Source organism: Rhodoferax sp. (assembly GCF_028689295.1).
In the GTDB taxonomy this organism is placed as follows: Bacteria; Pseudomonadota; Gammaproteobacteria; order Burkholderiales; family Burkholderiaceae_C; genus Rhodoferax.
Map to the genome: position 1 here is coordinate 41,476 of NZ_JAQTWL010000003.1, position 18,993 is coordinate 60,468.

Annotated in this window: 20 protein-coding genes; 7 read left to right on the forward strand and 13 right to left on the reverse strand. The window is 60.2% G+C overall.

Annotation, left to right across the window (positions count from 1 at the left end):
• Window position 1 precedes the first annotated feature (1 nt).
• The 7 genes from PHF15_RS04155 to puuE form a co-directional block, all read right to left on the reverse strand.
• Window positions 2-361, reverse strand: a complete 360-nt coding sequence (locus PHF15_RS04155) for a DUF167 family protein (protein WP_300119184.1) — start codon at window positions 359-361, stop codon at window positions 2-4.
• A gap of 40 nt (window positions 362-401) precedes the next feature.
• On the reverse strand, window positions 402-980 hold the full coding sequence (locus PHF15_RS04160; RefSeq protein WP_300119186.1) for a DUF882 domain-containing protein: 579 nt from the start codon (window positions 978-980) through the stop codon (window positions 402-404).
• 38 nt (window positions 981-1,018) lie between these two features.
• Complete coding sequence (locus tag PHF15_RS04165) at window positions 1,019-2,566, reverse strand: L,D-transpeptidase family protein (protein ID WP_300119188.1); 1,548 nt, start codon at window positions 2,564-2,566, stop codon at window positions 1,019-1,021.
• Window positions 2,566-2,760: a DUF3330 domain-containing protein gene (locus PHF15_RS04170; protein WP_300119190.1), complete on the reverse strand. Its 195-nt coding sequence runs from the start codon at window positions 2,758-2,760 to the stop codon at window positions 2,566-2,568. The genes PHF15_RS04165 and PHF15_RS04170 overlap by 1 nt, the downstream gene beginning before the upstream one ends.
• 288 nt (window positions 2,761-3,048) lie before the next feature.
• On the reverse strand, window positions 3,049-4,275 hold the full coding sequence (locus PHF15_RS04175; protein WP_300119192.1) for a M20/M25/M40 family metallo-hydrolase: 1,227 nt from the start codon (window positions 4,273-4,275) through the stop codon (window positions 3,049-3,051).
• Between the two features lie 36 nt (window positions 4,276-4,311).
• Window positions 4,312-6,096, reverse strand: coding sequence for a 2-oxo-4-hydroxy-4-carboxy-5-ureidoimidazoline decarboxylase (gene uraD / locus PHF15_RS04180; protein WP_300119193.1), 1,785 nt, complete (start codon window positions 6,094-6,096; stop codon window positions 4,312-4,314).
• A 12-nt stretch (window positions 6,097-6,108) separates the two neighbouring features.
• Window positions 6,109-7,059 carry an allantoinase PuuE gene (puuE, locus tag PHF15_RS04185; RefSeq protein ID WP_300119194.1) on the reverse strand — a complete coding sequence of 317 codons (951 nt, stop codon included), beginning with the start codon at window positions 7,057-7,059 and terminating at the stop codon, window positions 6,109-6,111.
• A gap of 71 nt (window positions 7,060-7,130) precedes the next feature.
• On the opposite strand from puuE, the gene uraH reads away from it, so the two are divergent.
• Window positions 7,131-7,484 carry a hydroxyisourate hydrolase gene (gene uraH / locus PHF15_RS04190; protein ID WP_300119196.1) on the forward strand — a complete coding sequence of 118 codons (354 nt, stop codon included), beginning with the start codon at window positions 7,131-7,133 and terminating at the stop codon, window positions 7,482-7,484.
• A gap of 10 nt (window positions 7,485-7,494) precedes the next feature.
• On the opposite strand, the gene PHF15_RS04195 is transcribed toward uraH, so the two are convergent.
• Window positions 7,495-8,028, reverse strand: a complete 534-nt coding sequence (locus PHF15_RS04195) for a hypothetical protein (protein ID WP_300119198.1) — start codon at window positions 8,026-8,028, stop codon at window positions 7,495-7,497.
• Window positions 8,029-8,149: 121 nt separating this feature from the next.
• On the opposite strand from PHF15_RS04195, the gene xdhC reads away from it, so the two are divergent.
• Window positions 8,150-8,974: a xanthine dehydrogenase accessory protein XdhC gene (xdhC, locus tag PHF15_RS04200; RefSeq protein ID WP_300119200.1), complete on the forward strand. Its 825-nt coding sequence runs from the start codon at window positions 8,150-8,152 to the stop codon at window positions 8,972-8,974.
• A complete protein-coding gene (locus PHF15_RS04205; RefSeq protein ID WP_300119202.1) occupies window positions 8,974-10,197 on the forward strand; it encodes a urate hydroxylase PuuD in 1,224 nt (407 codons plus the stop codon). Before xdhC ends, PHF15_RS04205 begins: the two co-directional genes overlap by 1 nt.
• A gap of 238 nt (window positions 10,198-10,435) precedes the next feature.
• On the opposite strand, the gene PHF15_RS04210 is transcribed toward PHF15_RS04205, so the two are convergent.
• The 3 genes from PHF15_RS04210 to PHF15_RS04220 all read right to left on the reverse strand — a co-directional run bounded on the left by PHF15_RS04210 (window position 10,436) and on the right by PHF15_RS04220 (window position 12,720).
• Window positions 10,436-10,849 carry a DUF1810 domain-containing protein gene (locus tag PHF15_RS04210; RefSeq protein WP_300119204.1) on the reverse strand — a complete coding sequence of 138 codons (414 nt, stop codon included), beginning with the start codon at window positions 10,847-10,849 and terminating at the stop codon, window positions 10,436-10,438.
• Window positions 10,850-10,904: 55 nt separating this feature from the next.
• The gene (locus PHF15_RS04215; RefSeq protein ID WP_300119206.1) at window positions 10,905-11,552 is read right to left on the reverse strand and encodes an OmpA family protein; all 648 of its coding nucleotides are present in this window, start codon (window positions 11,550-11,552) and stop codon (window positions 10,905-10,907) included.
• Between the two features lie 118 nt (window positions 11,553-11,670).
• Window positions 11,671-12,720 (reverse strand): CDP-6-deoxy-delta-3,4-glucoseen reductase, encoded by a 1,050-nt coding sequence (locus PHF15_RS04220; protein WP_300119208.1) that lies wholly within the window; start codon window positions 12,718-12,720, stop codon window positions 11,671-11,673.
• 44 nt (window positions 12,721-12,764) lie between these two features.
• Between PHF15_RS04220 and PHF15_RS04225 the strand changes: the two genes are divergently transcribed.
• Entirely contained in the window at window positions 12,765-13,712 is a 948-nt protein-coding gene (locus tag PHF15_RS04225; protein ID WP_300119210.1) for an SDR family oxidoreductase, read from the forward strand.
• Window positions 13,713-13,723: 11 nt separating this feature from the next.
• Here PHF15_RS04225 and PHF15_RS04230 read toward each other — a convergent pair whose 3' ends face one another.
• Window positions 13,724-14,794 carry a hypothetical protein gene (locus tag PHF15_RS04230; protein WP_300119212.1) on the reverse strand — a complete coding sequence of 357 codons (1,071 nt, stop codon included), beginning with the start codon at window positions 14,792-14,794 and terminating at the stop codon, window positions 13,724-13,726.
• 385 nt (window positions 14,795-15,179) lie between these two features.
• Between PHF15_RS04230 and PHF15_RS04235 the strand changes: the two genes are divergently transcribed.
• The gene (locus tag PHF15_RS04235) at window positions 15,180-16,115 is read left to right on the forward strand and encodes a hypothetical protein (protein WP_300119214.1); all 936 of its coding nucleotides are present in this window, start codon (window positions 15,180-15,182) and stop codon (window positions 16,113-16,115) included.
• A gap of 226 nt (window positions 16,116-16,341) precedes the next feature.
• Here the strand turns inward: PHF15_RS04235 and PHF15_RS04240 are convergent, their stop codons facing one another.
• Window positions 16,342-17,040 (reverse strand): hypothetical protein, encoded by a 699-nt coding sequence (locus PHF15_RS04240; protein ID WP_300119215.1) that lies wholly within the window; start codon window positions 17,038-17,040, stop codon window positions 16,342-16,344.
• A 144-nt stretch (window positions 17,041-17,184) separates the two neighbouring features.
• Between PHF15_RS04240 and PHF15_RS04245 the strand changes: the two genes are divergently transcribed.
• Complete coding sequence (locus tag PHF15_RS04245; protein ID WP_300119216.1) at window positions 17,185-18,057, forward strand: hypothetical protein; 873 nt, start codon at window positions 17,185-17,187, stop codon at window positions 18,055-18,057.
• Window positions 18,027-18,993: cytochrome c3 family protein (locus PHF15_RS04250; protein ID WP_300119217.1), on the forward strand; the 967-nt coding region annotated here is incomplete at its 3' end. The genes PHF15_RS04245 and PHF15_RS04250, both read left to right, overlap by 31 nt.

Below are 18,993 nucleotides of genomic sequence, written 5' to 3' on the forward strand. Positions count from 1 at the left end.
CTCAGTCCTGTGCGTCGTGGGACGGGAACAGAGACGATTGTTCAGGCGGTTTGGCGAAGACCGGTGGCAGCTTGGCGGGCGCCTTGATGCGCAACTGCTTGTTGACATTCATGCGGCCGAACACCACTTCGATGTCGGCCGCTGTCACGCCAAAAAGCGGCGCCAGAAAGCGCACCATGTGGTCCGTAGCGCGTCCGGCCACGGGCGCGGCCGCGACGCTGACCTTGAGTTGTTTGCCGTAGGGTTTACCGATGGCATCCTTGCTGGCGCTGGGTTTGCCCAGAATATTGATCACCAGCACATCGCCCTCCCAGGCGAAGAAGGAGTCACCGGTGAGGTTGCGGGCGCGTTTTTGAGACATGGGAGGATGATACTTGCCGGCATCAGGCACATGACATGCGCTACCAGGTGCGCACACGCCCGGTGTCAATGTGGACAAACTGATCGCGCGGGTAATAGCCCACGCCGCCCGCCTTGAGCGACAAGGCGGCATCGCGCAGTTCGGCCAGCGGCACGCCGGGCAGGCGGATGTCAATGGCCTTGCCCTCCATGTGCAGGCTGTGCTTGGCCACGCCACCACCGCGCGTGCTGCGCAACCGGGCGTTGGTGAGTGGGCCGCGATAGCCTGAAATGATCTGGAATGACAACGGCACCCCGCTGCCCAGCGCCTGCTGCACGTTGTGCAGCAGGTCGAACAATTGCGGGTCGATCTGGCCGACCTCGCCTGAATAATGGTCGCGCAAAAAGTGGTTCAGCGTCCCCATCGCCTGTGGCAGGTACTGCTCGCCATTGGCGTACACCAGAGCGATGCGCTCGTGGGTGTGGGTGTGGTCGAGCACCAGGCTGCGCACGCTGGGGGCGGAAGCCAGCACCGACCTGCCAGCCAGTCCCAGCGCGCCGCCGAGCAGCATCGCCTGGGCGGAGCGACGCAGAAAGGAGCGGCGCGAGTGCTGCAGAGGGATCAGGTGCGAACGTGTCATGGAGGCGTATTTTATGGAATTTGGCAATCGGATAAAGCTCATGGGGTCAAGGCGGCCGCATGCTGACGCAGTGCCTGGGCCAGCATGCGGTCGTGGCCGTAGAGGTCGGGATAGAAAAATACCCGGCCCGCCTTGGCCACCACGGTACTGTACGCAATCAGCACGGTCAATGGCTGTTTCAGGCGCAGGGTGCTCGATTGTCTGCTGGCCATGGCGGCCAGGATGCGTTCTTCGGTCCAATCGGGATCGTCCTGCAACACAAACTTTGCCAGTGCCACCGGTTCCTGCACGCGGATGCAGCCGTGGCTGAAGTCGCGCCGGTCGCGCTCGAACAGCCCCGGCGACGGCGTGTGGTGCAGGTAGATGTTGTCGTTGTTGGGAAAGATGAACTTGATGTCGCCCAGCGCATTTTTGGGACCCGGCCGCTGGCGAATACGCCACGCACCCGACAACACGGCATCCAGATGCTCTGGTGCCAGGGTGGTGATCACCTGGCCGCTGGCCGTGACAAACTCCATGTCCTGGCGCGCCAGATAGTCTGGATCGGCGCGCAGATGGGGCACGGTTTCCTGGCGCGCGATCGAGGGCGGCACGTTCCAGTAGGGGCTGAACTCGATGAAACGCATTTCTTCGTCGAACAGGGGGGTGCGCGTGTCCAGCGCCTTGCCCACGATCACCTTCATGGTCAGCTTGACATTGATTCGTCCGTTCTGCACCTCGTAGGCACGCAGCACAAACTCCGGCACGTTTACCACCACCATGCGCGACGCCTGGCGCAGGGGCGTCCAGCGCAGCCGCTCCAGCGTCAGCGCAATCTGCTCAGTCCGTTGCTCGGGCGCGATGTTGAGCTGTTGCATGGTTTTGGGTCCCAGTACGCCGTCGGGCGTCAGGCCGTGGCGCTCCTGAAAGCGCATCAGCGCAGCGACCAGATCCCCTTCAAGTCGTGCCGGTACCGGTGTTCCACCAGCCAGATCCCCCAGTGCCTGCAGGCGATGGGTCAGCAGCGGCAAGCCGGCATAGGCCTGCCCGGGCGCCAGCTTGCGTCCGGGCAGCGGTGCCAGGGGTGATTGCCAGGCCGGGTGATTGACCAGCGCGCGGTACTGCGCCAGTGCCTTGCGCAACGGGGCCGCCATGGGCGCCTGCATTGCCAATTGCGTCACCGCCTGGCGCAGCCGCTGCTCGCGCACGGCCATGCGCAGCCAGGCGGCGACATCGGCATCGGGCTCGCTGGGTGTCGCAAAGATTGCCTTGATCTGGCCCGGGTTCACCCGCCCGCGGCTCAGGTCGTTCAGGTAATGCTGCATGGCCCGCGTCAACGCGCTGTCCAGTCCGGCTTGGTCGGCTGGCGTCAGCGCCGCGCCCGCACTGGCCCGCGTGACCGCCCGGTTCAGGTCGGCGGCCTGGTAGTGGGCCGGGTCCAGGCCCTCATCGGCGGCAGTGAGCAAAATCTGGACCGCTTGCTGCGCCTGCGCGGTCGGCCGACTGGCGTCAAACCAAAGGGGAGGCTCTGTGCCAGGCAAGATGGCTGATGCAGATGCGCCGGTCACGCTCGTCAGGAGCCAGACGCAGACCAGCCAACGAACCATCAGGAGGCCCGGGGCTTGGGCTGAGCTTTGGCTTCCTCGCCCTGTGCCTTCCATTTTTCATAGCAATCAAGGCCGCAAAAGTGGACAACATAGTCTGTGGCCTCGGGCACGGTGGCTTCTGAAACGGGCACTTCCTTCATGCACACGTCGCACTTGACGGACTCAAGTTCCACGGGTTTGTCATGGTTGGTCATATCGCATTCCTTTGTGTGGCCATCCCGCAAAGGTTTGCCGAGGGTGAGGATGGCAATCCCACTCGGTCATTCTGATGCCTTGATTCTGGCCACCGCATGGGGATTTGTCCAGACCAATTCCCCAAACGCAGCATTGCCTATGGCCGACAAGCCGGCACCACTTGAAAGCCTCATGGCCATGAGGTCAAAAATAGCCTCGCCTCCGCGCACTCAGCCTTGCCATCATTCCGATTTTGCTGGGCGGCTTTGCATGCAGCGCATTGATGCGGGATCTTTGATGCTGCATATTCAGCACAGCAGGTCGCACAAGCAGCGGGCAATGACCTTGGTGGCGCCGCGCAGGTCTTCCAGTTCCAGTCGCTCATCGGCCCGTTTGGCGTGGGATTCCAGCACGGTGCGCGGCCCGGCACCATAGACCACGCCCGGAATGCCGCGTTGGGCAAACAGGCGCACGTCGGTGTAGAGCGGCGTGCCCATGGTGGGAATCTCTTCGCCAAAAATGATCGTGCCGTGCCTCTGGATGGCATCGACCAGCGGCTGGTTGCCCGGCAGCGGCCGCATTGCATGGGCTAGCAACATGCGCTTGACATCGACCTTGATGCCAGGAAATGTGGCGGCGGTTTCGGCGATCAACTGGCGCAGATTGTTTTCGACCTCCACCGCGTTTTCCTCGGGGATCATGCGCCGGTCGAGCTTGAAGCTGACCGTTCCAGGTACCACGTTGGTGTTGGTGCCGCCGCTGATGAGACCAACGTTCAGGTAAGGATGATTGATGCCAGGCACCTTCGAGCTGATGGATTTGTAAAGTGTGTTTTGCGCATACAGCGCGTTCAGAATCCGCACCGCGGCCTGCAAGGCGTCCACGCCCGATTCGGGAATGGCGGCGTGTGCCATCTGGCCGTGCACCGTCACTTCGAGCTGCAGGCAGCCGTTGTGCGCGGTGACCACCTGGTAGCTGAAACCTGCGGCAATCATCAAATCGGGTTTTGTCAAATCGTGCTTGAGCAACCAGGCAGGTCCCACCTCACCACCGAATTCCTCGTCGTAGGTGATCAGCAACTCGACGCTGCCCTGGTTCGGTTTGCACACGGCTTCGAGCGCACGCATGGCAAAGGTAAAGGTGGCAAAGTCGCATTTGCTCACAGCGCTGGCGCGGCCATAGATTTTGCCGTCTTCGATTTCGCCGCCATAGGGGTCGTGCGTCCAGCCCTCTCCCGGCGGCACCACGTCGCCATGGGCGTTAAGCGCAATGGCTGTGCCGCCTGCCCCGTAACGGCGGCGCACGATCAGGTTGGTGATGCTTTGCAAGCCGGCAGCCTGCACTTCGGCGGCTGGCACCGGGTGCTTCTCGGCCTCGATGCCCATGGCCAGTAACAGTTCTGCCGTGCGCTCGGCGTGCGGCGCGTTATTGCCCGGCGGTGTGTCGGTGGGCACGCGAATGAGTTCCTGCAAAAAGCGCACCTCTTCGTCAAAGTGGGCATCGATCCACGCGTCCAGTTGGGTGTAGGTGGTCATGTTTGAAGGGGGCAATGAGGTGAGGTAGGTCCGACTTCAGTCGGCCAGACAGGCCAACTGTTTCAACAGATGGCCAAAAGCCTCTGCGGCCAGTTGCATGTCGTCACTGGTCGTGGACTCAAGCGGGTTGTGGCTGATGCCGGCGTTTTGACCGCGCACAAACAGCATGGCTTGCGGCAAGAGGTCATGCAGCTTCATGGCATCGTGGCCGGCGCCGCTGGGCATGCGGTGGATCGGCAGCCCCAGGCTGGTCAGCGCGCTTTCCCAGCGCAGTTGCCAATCCGGCGCGCTCGGTGCGGCGCTGGCGCGCATGGCTTCGGTGAGCTGAAAGCTGATTTTGCGCCGTGCGCAGATTTCGGCCAAAGCGTCGAGCAGGTCGGCTAGCAGCGCGTCCCGCTGCGCATCGCTGGGCGCGCGCAGGTCAAGCGAAAACTGGCAGCGGCCGGGCACCACGTTAATCGAGCCATTGGGCACGATGAGCTGGCCCACGGTGGCCACCGAGTCGCCGTCGCGCAAGGCGCGTTGTTCGCAGGCCAGCACGAATTCGGCCACAGCGCAGGCGGCGTCAAAGCGCTGGTGCATGGGTGTGGTGCCGGCGTGGCAGGCGGTGCCCACCACCTCGCCGCTGTAACGCACGCTGGCGTTGATGGAGGTGACAATGCCCAGTGGCAGGTTCAGCGCGCTGAGCACCGGGCCCTGTTCGATGTGCACTTCGACAAAACCCAGGTACTGCGCCGGGTCACGCTTCAGGCTGGCAATTTGTGCCAGCACTGCATCGGTTGCGTCGGTCTCAAACAGGCCCGCCTGTTGCATGGCGGTGTGCATTGACACGCCGTCGGCATCGCGCTGGTCAAGCCAGGCCGGGCTGAAATCGCCGGTGAGCGCGCCCGAGCCCAGAAAGGTGGCCTTGAAGCGCTGGCCCTCTTCTTCGGCAAAGGCCACCACCTCGATGGCGACGGGCAGGCGTTTGCCCGTGCGGTGCAGCGCACGCACACAGGCCATGGGCACAAAAATACCCAGGCGGCCGTCGTATTTACCGCCGTTGCGCACGGTGTCATAGTGGCTGCCGGTGAGCAGGGTTTTGCCTGCTGCCGTGGCCTCGTAGCGACCCACCACATTGCCCACCGCGTCCATGCTGACGCTGTCAAAGCCGCAGGCTTGCATCTGCGCCTGGATGAAGGCGGCGCAGGCGCGGTGCGGCTCGGTCAGGTAGGTCACCGTGAGTTGATCCGGTGCCTCCGAGTACTGGCTCAACTGCTCCTGCCAGTCCCACACCAAGTCGCCCAGCTCGGGGTTGACGCCAAATTTGTCATTGAGGCGAATCTCGGCAATACGGTGGATGTTGCGCAGGCATTCCTGCAATTCAAAGTCGAGGTGGCCGTGCAGGCGCCGCTCGAACGTGGCAATGATCTCGGCCCGGCCCAGGCCCAAGCCACGCGGGCCGCGTACCGCCAGAATGAAGGGCCAGCCAAATTTGGCCTTGTAGGCGGCATTGAGCTGCTGCAGCCGGGCAAATTCGTCGGCGCTGCAGTTTGTCAGCCCGGCCTTGTCTTGCTCGTTGCTCGACTCGATCGTCAGGCTCTGGTTGAGCATGGCCTTGCCCGCCAGTTCCGGGTGGGCGCGGATCAGGTCAAGCTGGGCCTCGCGCGGGGCCTCTCCGACCACCTGCGTCAGGATGAATTTGAGCTGGGGCAGCGACGCAAACGGCCGCTGCGCCAGCGCGGCCTGCGTGATCCACGGTGAGTGTTCGTACAGGCCGTCGAGCAGTTGCAATGCCGCATCGGCAGGGGCGCTGTTGAGTTGTTCCAGAGTGATGGGCATGGTGGGAGCGCGTCAAGCTGAATAGGGGTGAATGGCTTTCCAATGCCGCGCCACGTCAATGCGCCGACATACCCACACCTTGTCATGCTGGCCGATGTAGTCCAGAAAGCGTTGCAGCGCCACAATGCGCCCCGGCCTGCCCAGCAGGCGGCAGTGCATGCCCACGCTCATCATCTTGGGCGCGTCCAGCCCGGCGGGGTCTCCCTCGGCATACAGCGCATCGAACGTGTCCTTGAGGTACTGAAAAAACGGGTCGGCGTAGGCGTATCCCTGCGGCAGTGCAAAACGCATGTCGTTGCAGTCCAGCGTGTAGGGCACGATCAGTTGCGGCACCACGTCGCCGTTGGTCTTGGCCACCTTCATCCAGAACGGCAGGTCGTCGCCGTAGTAGTCGCTGTCGTAGTCAAAGCCGCCGTAGTCGGCCACCAGCCGGAGCGTGTTGGGGCTGTCGCGCCCGGTGTACCAGCCCAGCGGCCGCTCGCCCATCAGCCGGGACAATATCTCCATGCCTCGCGCCATGTGTTCGCGCTCCACCGCTTCGGGCAGGCTCTGGTAGTGGATCCAGCGCCAGCCGTGGCAGGCGATCTCGTGACCCATTTGTTGGCAGGCCTGCACCAGCTCAGGATAACGCGCCAGCGCCATGCTGACACCAAACACTGTGAGTGGCAGACCACGCTGCTCGAACTCGCGCAATATCCGCCACACACCGGCGCGCGAGCCGTATTCGTAAATGCCTTCCATGCTGATGTGCCGGTCCGGGTAGCTGGCCGGGTTAGCCATCTCGGACAAAAATTGCTCACTTCCGGCGTCGCCATGCAGCACGCAGTTCTCTCCGCCTTCTTCATAGTTCAGGACAAACTGCACCGCAACGCGGGCCTGATCCGGCCAGCGGGCGTGGGGTGGTCTGGGGCCGTAGCCTTTAAGGTCACGCGGGTAGGGCAGGGTGCTGTCGTAGTGGTTCATGACTTTGGGTGAAGACGATGGCTGGCTCAATCGCAGTGTATACACTTTGATCAATTTTTGAGGGCTTCACCATGGGACTGAGTACGCATGTTTTGGACACCATGCAGGGCGCACCGGCTGCCGGCATGAAAGTGACGTTGTACGCCACGCAAGGTGGTACTTTGCAGCTGCTCAGGCAGTGTGTGCTGAATCAGGAGGGCCGCAACCCGGATGGGTTGCTGCTCGATGCCGCCAGTCTAAGGCGTGGCACCTACCGGCTGGTGTTTGACGTGGCTGGGTATTTCAAGGCGCGTGGCGTGGACTTGCCGGAGCCCAATTTTTTGAATCAGGTGAGTCTGGACTTCGGTGTGGCAGCCCCCGACCAGCATTACCACGTGCCGCTGCTGGTGAGCCCGTGGAGTTATTCGACTTACCGGGGGTCGTGAGGTGGGGGTATTACAACTGCCCTTCGGTCAAAGTATCCAGCTGGAACAAGCCGCTTTTGTGCCAGAGCCAGGTGTCGGTGTAGGTGACGCGGCCCATGCGCACAGGTGCGGGGTAGGGCTCGGCCAGCCGCACGGTTCGCTCGATCTCGGCCATCACTTCCGGCGCGTGCTTTGGGGCGCGCATCCAGTTGGTGCTGGTGACATGACCCTTGCCGTCCACCTCCACCTGCAACACGCCCACGGCGTAGAGCAGCGGAGGCATCTTGCCGTGGTAAACCCGCTGCAGATTGCGTTCATAGAGGTGGCTGGCCGCATCGCGCCGATAGGCACGCGGCGTCTCGGCTTGCGAGACATAGGTGGGGAGTACCGCGGGCGGAGCCTTGGCAACTGGCGCGGGTGGTGTCGGTACGGGCGCAGGCGCTGGTTTTTGGGATGGGGGCGGCAAGGGTGTCGTGGTGCATCCTGCCAAAAAAAGCGCCATGCTGGTAGCCAGACGCAGGCCGTGCGCATGCAACTTGACGCGTGATGGGACAAAAATGTTCATGCTATGTCTCGGAATAAATAAGGGCTCGCACATTCGGAGCTCGGTTGCCGCTGGCAAAACCGTAATGTGCCTCAAAAATGTCAGCCTGTCATCGGGGCTTGACCCAAAAGGGTAATTGATTGTGACAGCTGCTGAGCACTTTTTAAACCTTTTGGCCTCGCAGGATGCGGTCTGGGTCACGGTGCAGGCGCACCGCGGCTCGGTGCCACGGGAGGCGGACGCCTGGATGGCGGTGTTTGCCGCCACCACCGTGGGCAGCATTGGCGGAGGCCACCTGGAATGGCAAGCCATCGACCAGGCGCGGGAACTATTGCGCCAGCAATCCGGGGCGAGAGTACGGCGTTATGCCCTGGGTCCGTCACTGGGGCAGTGCTGCGGCGGCGAGGTCACGCTGCAATTTGAGCCTGTCAGCGTGTCAGACCGGTCGCGCTTGCGCCAGCACTTTGCGGCACAGCGGACACTATGGACGCCTGTGGCCCTGTTTGGCGGTGGCCATGTGGCTGCTGCGCTGGTGCAGGTATTGGGCCGGTTGCCGTTCTTGGTGCATTGGCTTGACAGCCGCGACGGCATTTTTCCTGACACGTTGCCTGGCAACGTCCATGCCGAGCATTCCGAGCCGGTGCAGGGGGCTGTGGCCGCGCTGGCGACCGGAGCCAGGGTGCTGATCATGAGCTTCAGCCATGCCGAAGACCTGGACGTGGTGGCCGCCTGTCTGCTGCGCCAACGTTTACGAGGAGATTTGCCTTTTATCGGTCTGATCGGCAGCCGCAGCAAATGGGCCACTTTCAGCCATCGACTGGCCGAGCGCGGTTTCAGTGAGATGGAATTGGCGCAAGTGACCTGCCCGATTGGAATAACAGGCATTGCCGGCAAGGCGCCCGAAGTGATAGCGGTGGCGGTGGCGGCACAACTCTTGCAGGTGATCAATTCAAACAAGGAAGCATGATGGAAAGTTATATTTTGGATTGGCTCAATCTGCTGCTGCGCTGGACGCATGTGATCACGGTCATCGCCTGGATTGGTTCCTCGTTCTACTTCGTTTTTCTGGACAGCAGCCTGACCCCGCCCGAAGACGAAGACCTGAAGAAGCAGGGCGTTAGCGGCGAGCTGTGGGCGGTGCATGGCGGCGGCTTCTATCACCCGGTCAAGTTTGCCGTGAAGCCGCCGCAGTTGCCCAAGCACCTGCACTGGTTTTATTGGGAAAGCTACAGCACCTGGCTCACCGGCTTTGCGCTGTTCACGGTGTCCTACCTGTGGAGCGCGGGCACCTACCTCATCGACAAGTCAAAAATGGACTGGGCGCCGTGGCAAGCCGTCACCGTGGCTATTCTGTTCCTGGTGGTGTTCTGGCTGCTTTATGACCTGACCTGCCGCCGCTATGGGCAACGCAAAAACGGTGACGCGATCGTCGGTGCCCTGGTGTTGGTGCTGGTCTGTATGGCAAGCTGGCTGGCTTGCCATTGGTTTGCCGGACGGGCGGCCTTTTTGCTGGTGGGTGCCATGCTGGCCACCAGCATGAGCGCCAATGTGGCGCACTGGATCATTCCGGGGCAGCGCAAAATGGTGGCCGCCATCAAGGCCGGTGAGCCGGTGGATCCGATTCACGGCATTCGTGGCAAGCAGCGCAGCGTGCACAACACCTACTTTACGCTGCCGGTGCTGTTTGCCATGCTCAGCGGTCACTACAGCTTTACCTACACGCATCCGCAAAACTGGCTGGTGCTGATCGCCATGATGTTTGCCGGTGCCGCCATCCGCCAGTTTTTTGTCATGCGCCACGGCTTCAAGCTGGGCCGCAACGGCAACCCCTGGCCCTATGCCGGCGTGGGTGTGGCGGTGATTGTGGCGGTGATGGTATGGCTGGCGCCCGAGTCCGCCAAGACGACACCGGCAGCTGCTGACGCGGTGAACACCAGCGTCGGCGGCCCCATCGGCTACGCCACGTTGCAACCCATCCTGGCTCAGCGCTGTTATATGTGTCATGGTGAACAGGTGCAAATGAAAAACGTGCGGCTCGACTCAACTGCCAACGTCAAGCTGCACGCGCAAAACATCTACCAGCAGGCGGTGGTGACCAAAATCATGCCCATGTCCAACACCACCGGTATTTCGGTGGCCGAGCGCATGGTGATCAAGCAGTGGTTTGAGACTGGCGCCAAGACCGATTGAGGGGAGTAGCTCTGGGTTTCACGGAAGACCTGTCGGGCTCGCCGTGCACTTTGGCGAAGGTCAGGAGCAACTCGCAGATGAACTTGCGCTGAGGGGTTTGCATTTTCAGGAAGTCATCAGAGAGTTCACATTGACAGGCATCCCAGACGTCAAGCCGCCCTGGCCTGGCGATTTAACGGGACCGACTGCTCAAGGGGAAACCAGTGGGTGACAGGTGGATGGGACTGTACTGAACTGTTCAGCAGCTAACCGATTGCAGCGTCAACGGGTCACCCTCGCCCCCGAAGAAATGGGACAGCGCCCTTTGAAACAACGGCTCTTGCGGCGCGGCCAGGTGAAACAGCGTCATGCAGGAGCGAAACTTCAGATCGTCGGGTGAATGAAAAATGGCGTGGGCTGATTTGTCCTGATGCTGCAGGGCGGTCTGTGTGCACTCCTTCAGCCGCTCGCCCAGCGCCTGGTGCGCCAGGTAGAGCGCCGCATCGCCCACCAAGTCCAGTCCATAAAAACGTGCTGTGGCGCTGCGGCCCAAGCTGCGCAATTGCGGAAACACAAACCACATCCAGTGCGACGTTTTGTCGCCTTTGCGGAGCTCCTGCAAAACCTGCGTGTAAACAGGTTCCTGGGACTCAAGAAAGCGCTGGGCATCCACTGATTGCGCTCCGGTGTTGCGATCCGCCGGAGTTTTGCCCGGGATCGATCGAGGCTTAACGTGCGCGCTCAGCCAAGAAGATTTCGATGCGGCGGTTTCTGGCACGGCCCGCTTCGGTGTAGTTGTCGGCAATGGGTTCGTAGGAGCCGCGGCCGTCGATCTGGATGCGCTGGGAATTGACCCCGCGGGCCACCAGATAATTGCGTGCGCTGGCCGCCCGGTTGACCGATAGCGGGTTGTTGATGGCGTCCGAGCCCGTGCTGTCGGTATGACCAATGATGCGGACCTCTGTATTGGGCTGGCTGCTCAGGCCTTGCGCAAACTGGTCAAGTATGGGGCGCAGATTGGGCTTGATTTCGGCGCTTCCGGTGTCGAATGAGATGTCGCTCGGAATGCTGAGCTTGAGCTGGTTGTCGGCGGTTTGCGTCACAGCCACGCCAGTGCCAGCGGTAGCTTGCTCCATTTCGGCTTTTTTCTTTTGCATTTGGGTGGACCAGATATAGCCCCCAAGCGCCCCCACACCGGCACCGATGGCGGCTGATTTGCCGCTGTCGCCGATGGCGACACCCGCCAGCGCGCCGACGCCGGCGCCAATGGCGGCGCTGCGCTGCGCCTCGGTCATGTTTTCGCAACCGCTGAGCAGCACCAAGATGGCGCTCAGGCCGACAAGTACCGGACGACTGCGGGTTAGCAAGGTTTTCATGATGGTTCCTTTAGAGTTGTTTCCAAAAGCAATTTATACCAGCCAGGCCGCTGTTTGGTGCGTGCGTCAGCGAACATTTGCCGCGAAATGTAACGAAGAATTGAGAATCCGCATGGAATCAGGCGGCGACCTTGTCGGCCTCGGAGGTAAATGCGTCGGCATAAAACTCGTCTTCGGGCAAACCGGCATTCACGTAGTCGGTGCGCGCTGAATCCACCACAATCGGTGCGCCGCAGGCATAGACTTGGTGGCCGCTCAAGTCCGGCAGGTCCTGCAGCACTGCGCGGTGCACGAAGCCGGTGCGCCCCTGCCAGTTGTCTTCAATCAGGGCATCGGACACCACCGGCACATAGCGCAGGTTCGGCATCTCGGCCAATTTGGTTTTCACCCATTCGTCCATATACAGGTCTGTCGGACGGCGACCGCCCCAGTACAGCGTGGCCGCTCGCATGCAGCCCTTGAACTGCAGGTGCTCGATGATGGCCTTGATCGGCGCAAAACCGGTGCCCGAGGCCAGCAGCACGATGGGTTTGGCGCTGTCTTCGCGCAGGTAAAAGCTGCCGTAGGGGCCTTCGATGCGCAAGATGTCGCGCTCTTTCATGGCACCGAACACCAGGTCGGTGAATTTGCCGCCGGGCATGTGGCGAATGTGCAGCTCCAGCCCCTGGCCGATCAGGTGCGGCGCACTGGCCATGGAATAACTGCGACGCAGGCCGCCTTGCAGCAAAAACTCGATGTACTGGCCGGCGTGGTAGGCAAAGACGTCGTTGGCGGGCATTTGCAGCTTCAATACCATGACATCGTGCGAGACTTTTTGCAGCGAGGTGACGCGTGTCGGCATTTTCTTGATGGCCAAAGCACCTTCCTGCGTGACCTGGCGCGACTCCAGCACTACGTCGCTCAAGGGGCTGGCGCAGCAGGTCAGCACTAAGCCCTGGGCTTCTTCGGAGTCGCTGAGCGCCTTGCTCTGGTGCGCGCCTTGGCGCACCGTGCCACTGATTTTTTTGCATTTGCAAGAACCGCAAGCCCCGTCCTTGCAGCCATAGGGCAGGTTGATGCCTTGTGAAATACCGGCTGCCAGAATGGTTTCATCGGTTAATACGGTAAATGTGCGGCCGCTGGGTTCGATGGTGATGTGAAAAGCACTTGGGTTGGCGCTGCCGGTCATATTCTGGTTATCCTCAAAGCTTCAAATTGACAAAGGAGCCGATTTTGCCTGCATTGCGAAGCCCCCATGCGCTGCTCTATGCCACCCGGTCCGGTGCCTTGCCGGCGCGTTTTCGGCGCGAACGCGTGCTGCTGGTGGGCTGTGGCGATGTCGGCCTGCGCGTGGCCCGAGAACTGGGTCCGCGCGTGCGGCTGCTGGCGCTGACCTCGCAGACATCGCGCGTGGCCGAGTTGCGCGCTTTGGGCATCACGCCGCTGGTGGGCAATCTGGACAAGCCCGCCAGCCTCAAACGCTTGAGCGGCCTGGCCACGCGCGTGGTGCACATGGCACCGCCACCCAACAGCGGCAGCGAAGACCCGCGCACCCGGGCGCTGCTGCAGTTGCTGCGCCGACGTTCACCGGTGCAAAGCCTGGTCTATGGTTCCACCAGCGGGGTTTATGGCGACTGCCAAGGCGAGCTGGTCTCGGAAAATCGCACGCTCAACGCCGCCACATCCAGGGCGCAACGACGTATCGATGCCGAGCAGCGCGTCCGGCATTTCGGCCGCGTGGGCGCGGTGCAGGCCAACATCCTGCGCATTCCCGGCATCTACGCGCCCAACCGCGAGGGCGGCACGCCGCGCGAGCGGCTGCAAAAGGGCACGCCGGTACTGCAGGCCAGCGATGACGTGTTTACCAACCACATCCACGCAGACGACCTGGCGCGCGCCTGCATTGCCGCCCTGTGGCGCGGCCGGCCCGGGCGGGTGTACAACGTCAACGACGACACCTGTCTGAAGATGGGCGACTACTTCGACCTGGCTGCTGATCTGTACGGCCTGCCACGGCCACCCCGTGTACCGCGCGCCACCGCCAATGCGCAATTGCCGCTGATGCTGCTGAGCTTCATGGGCGAGTCGCGCCGCATGGACAACACCCGGCTCAAGGCCGAACTGCGCGTGGCGCTGCGGTATGACACGGTCGAGCAGGGGTTGATGGACGCAAAAGAGTAGCGGCTGCGGCTTTACGAGCCCGTGCTCATGGCAAAACTGCGGGTGAATGAGGCCTTGTCAACGGTGCCGTAAAGGGTGATCTGGTAGGTGGTATAGGGGTTTAATGGAACCGTGGGGATCACAAAAGCTTCATTGACGTCGATATAGGGCTCGCGGGAGACGGGATCGATATTGGGATCATTGGCGTTGGTGAGCACGCTGAAAGGCACTTCATAGCCATTTTGGCTGACAATTCTGCTGGCCGATGACACGGTCAGCTTCTGTCCCCGATCCACCTTGAGGTAGATCGGCGGCCCCACCACGGCGTTGACATAAACGGAATCCTTGAACGGATTCGGGTTTTCGCTGACAGGCGCGAAGTCAGGGGGAATATTGCTGCTGCCCTGGCAAGGGTAGGTTGCCAAGTTGCCGGTGCCAATCGTGATGGTGGCGGTCTGATACCCATTGAGCGAACCAAAGCGGTACTCCTCGCGCCGGGTGGTGGCGCTGGTTGAGACCGTTTGAATATCCACGCCGAAGCCGACGTCAGCACCGTCGAACATCGCGCCAGACAGGTGGTACACCGTGTTGAGCAGGCTGCGCATGGATTCTGTGCCGCGCTGCGCCATGGTGGGAATCACCAGAGACGGGTAGCTGATGTCGTAGTCCCACCATGTGCCCACCAAAATCTCTGCTACCTGGGTGCCGTAGCCGGTGTACATGGTGCGATCCCATGGGTAATAACCGGTGTAGTACGGGTCGGAAGCGGTGTCCTCGTAATGGGACAGCAAATGAGTCCAGTTGGCAAAAGAAACGCTGGTGAGGTAGCGCGCATGATTGCGCGAGGCAGCATCCAGCCGGGTGTCTTGTCTGAGCACACCAAAACCACACAGCGCCCGGGCCTGCTGTAACACCGTGTAGCCCGCCAGCTCTGCCGAGCCGACAGGATAGCTGGACGCGGGAATAGGCAGCGTGATGGTGGGCAGGACAGAAGTCGGGGCGACAGAACCGCCGCCGCCGCCGCAGGCGACCAGGCCCAGCGTGAGGATTAGCGAAAAAGAAAATGGGACAAGGACAGTGCGGTTCGAATCAATCGGGTTCAAACCAGCGTCACCGCGCGAACGCAGCGTTGCGCCATGTCTCTGTACATCCGAAATTTCTCGAAATTTTAATTTCTTTTCCAATTTTCAGTCCCTTAAAGGCTGCATTTTCAGCTTGTTTCGGTTAGGCGTAGTTTGTCTGATTTAACAACTGGTAACAAGCTGTTCGGCTGGAACTGCTTTGGGGGTGCACGCAGAGCCAAACTGGCAGGTGATATGTAACCAACGAGCACCCCGATTACAAAAGGTTACGGTAATCCTTAAGCATTACTTCATGTAGGGTGATTATCATCGTCTGTAACAAAAACACCGTCCTCTCATCCCGAATTTACACCCTAATCAATGCCCGAACATGAGTGCTTCTCCAGAAACATTTTCGAACTCAATCTTGGGCGGCAACGTATTCGCAAGTCACGATTCTGTCAAGGTTAGGTCGATTCAAGTCGGCGATGCCAAGGGCAAGGTTGACGCAGAGCACAAGTTCAGCAGTTCGCTGCCTGTCGATGTGATGGTTTACCTGGTGATCGGCATGTTGGTGCTGTCTGCCTGGAAGTTCAGCCGGATGGACTACTTCAAGGCGGGAGACGATGCCGGTTACTGGATCGGGGTGGCGGGCGGGGTCATGATGCTGTTGTTGTTCAGTTACCCGCTGCGCAAGTATTTCACTTTTGCCAGAAGTTGGGGCCGGGTGAAATGGTGGTTCCTGTTGCACATGATGTTGGGGGTCGGCGGCCCAGTGCTTATTTTGTTGCACTCCACCTTTCGTGTCGGCTCGCTCAATGCGGCGGTTGCGCTCTACAGCATGGTGGTGGTTGCCTTGAGCGGGGTGATTGGCCGATTCATTTTTGCCCGGGTCAATCGGGGCCTGCACGGTGAAAAAATGGAGCTGCGCGAATTGCAGTCCCGTGCCGGACTTGAAGAAAATGAGGCGCGCTCCAAACTCGCCTTCGCGCCGCGGGTCGAAGCCCGGTTGCTCGCATTCGAGCAGCGTGAACTCAAGGCCAGATCGGGCTGGATGACCTACACACGGCAGGTTTTCTGGCTGCCAGTTCAGCAGTGGCTGGCCTACCGCCATTGCGCTCGTGACTTGCGTGATGCCTTGCGGCCGCTGGCGCAACAGCAGCACTGGGGCCCGGGAGAGCTGTTGAAACACGAGCGATATTCAAAAACACTGGTACGCCGGTATTTGCGTGCCGTCACCCTGGTGGCGCAGTACACGGCCTATGCCCGTTTTTTTTCGCTCTGGCATGTGGCGCATATTCCATTTGTCTATTTGATGGTGGTCAGTGCGGTGGTGCACGTGGTTGCAGTGCATGCGTACTGATGGGAACCGCAGATTGATGTCATGGACTTTTTTCTTCTTGCGGCGATGCCAGCAACTAATGTGGTTTGGCGTCCTGATGGTGTGGGCTTTTGCTTTGCCCGGGCCAGTGGCTGCACAAGGCATCGAATCTATTCTTTCACCTGGCAAGCTGATTCAGGGGCATGTCAAGTTGGAAGACGACTGCAAGCAGTGTCACGTCAAGTTCGAGCGGGAAGCGCAGTCCGGTTTATGCCGAGACTGCCACAAAGACGTGGGGTCCGACGTGCAATCTAAGTCCGGTTTTCACGGCCGGCTCAAACCCCAGGCCTGCAACACTTGCCATACGGACCACAAGGGCCGGGATGCGCAGATTGCGGACTTTGACAAAAAGCAGTTCGACCATGCACAGACCGACTTTGTGCTCAATGGCAAGCACCAGCCGCTGGAATGTGCCAAGTGCCATGTGGCGGGCAAGAAGTACCGTCAGGCGGCAACTCAATGCAACGCATGCCATGCCAAAGACGACAAACACAAGGGCTCTTTGGGTGTCAAATGCGCTGATTGCCATGGCGAGAACAACTGGAAAGAAGCCAAGTTTGATCACGGCACCACGCGTTTTGCGTTGTTGGGCAAACATGCCGACGTCAAGTGCGATTCGTGTCACAAGGCGGGCAATTACAAGAATGCACCAAGCACGTGTATTGGCTGTCACAAAAAAGCTGATGACAGCAGCAAGGGGCACAAAGGCCAGTTTGGCGACAAATGCGAATCCTGTCATGGCGTCGAATCGTGGAAGACCACCCGCTTCAACCATGATATTGACACCAAGTACGCCCTGCGCGGCAAACACCGCACCACGGCCTGCACCGTCTGCCACACCGGCAACCTGTACAAGGTCAAGTTGGGCCAGGAATGCCTGGCCTGTCATGCCAAGGATGACAAACATAAAGCCTCTTTAGGCAAGGATTGCGCTAGCTGCCACAGCGAGCGCAGCTGGAAAGAACCCGCCAGCTTCAACCATGACCAGAGCAGTTTCCCGTTGCTGGGTAAGCACACCAAGGTGGAGTGCAAAACCTGCCACAAAAGCCCGATGTTCAAGGAAGCCCCAAGGGAATGCATCGGATGCCACAAGAAAGATGACAAGCATAACGCCAGCCTGGGCGAAAAATGTGCCGACTGCCACCTGGAAAGCGACTGGAAAAACACTGTCGGGCGTTTTAACCATGACCGAACCAAGTTTGTCTTGCGCAATGGGCATGCCAAGGCAACGGTCAAGTGCGTGGCCTGTCACAAGGATTTGAGCAGCTACCGAAAAACGCCTGTCGAATGCATCAGCTGCCATAAAAAAGACGACAAGCACGAAGGTCAGTCTGGCGCAGCTTGCCAAGCCTGCCACGGCGACCAGTCCTGGAAGGTTGAAAAGTTCAACCATGCGTTGACGCGGTTTGCACTCACCGGGCGACATGTGCCTGCGCTGTGCAAGACCTGTCATCTCACGTTGCGCTTCAAGGACGCTGCCCGTGATTGTTTTTCATGCCATCAGAAAGAGGACAAACACAAACTGAAACTGGGCGTGCGCTGTGAGAGTTGCCACAACACCCGCGCTTGGTCCTTATGGGATTTCAACCACGACAAACGTACCAAATATCCTTTGACGGGTGCGCATGTCAAAGTTGCCTGCGAAAGCTGCCACAAGGTGGACGCTCCAAAGGGCAAGGACGCAGCACCACTGGGCGGTAACTGCCTGTCGTGCCACCGAAAAGATGATGTTCACGACGGCCAGTTTGGTGCGCGGTGTGAGCAGTGTCACGTGACGGAGCGCTGGAAGAAACTTCAACAGCGACTGAGCCAGGTCAGTGCGCCAGTTCACGCAAGGGATTCTTTGATTGAGGGAATGCCAATCCTTCCCGGGGATGTGGTCAGGAGTTGGGTTTGGACAAACAAGATTGGATTTTCATCATGACAGCATATAACGTGGGCCAGTTTGGCCGTTTCCTCAAAGGGGTCATTGGCTTTCTTTTCATCACCTGCGCCATGGCTCTCCAGGCCCAAGGCACGGCGCGCGATTTTGACCATTTGAAGACCGGTTTTGCGCTTTCGGGTGTGCATTCGACAGCGCGCTGTGAATCATGTCATGTGGACGGGGTTTTCAAGGGCGCACCCAAAGACTGCTTTAGTTGTCATACCAGTGGTATGCGTTTTGCAAAAAACAATGTAGTGAAACCACAGATTCACGTGCCGACACAGTTGGTTTGCGAAACATGTCACTCGACGAAGACATTCATTGGCGCGAAGTTCAACCACAGTGGTGTGGTCACCGGGACATGTTCGTCCTGTCACAATGGCGGCATGGCACCGGGCAAGGTGGCTGGCCACGTGCTGACGCAGGCTTCTTGCGACAGTTGTCATAAAACTTCAGCGTGGTTGCCTGCCAGCAATGTGGACCACAGCAACTTTACCCCAGCCACCAACTGCTCATATTGTCATAATTCCAGCAAGGCAACTGGCAAAAATCCGGGCCATATACCGACTGTCGCCAATTGCACGAGTTGTCATAGTGTTTCAGGCTGGAAGCCCACCAAATGGAACCATACCCAGTCCGTGGTCGCCAACCAATGTTCTACCTGCCACAGCGGCGCCAATCCTCCGGCTGACGGGCCACCCAGCAACCACATTCCGTACAAGGCACTGACCAGTGGCAATTGTGATTCCTGTCACAGGACTGGTTACTCCACTTGGACGCCGGCCAAATTTCACGCCAACGTCTCGGTACTGACGGGCTGCGCGACTTGCCATGCCACGGGCACCTTCGGTTTGACCGTCAAGCCCAACAACACGACCCATGCGGGCGTCACGGTGTGTGAAACCTGCCACAAATCGACGGGCAGCTGGTCGGGCG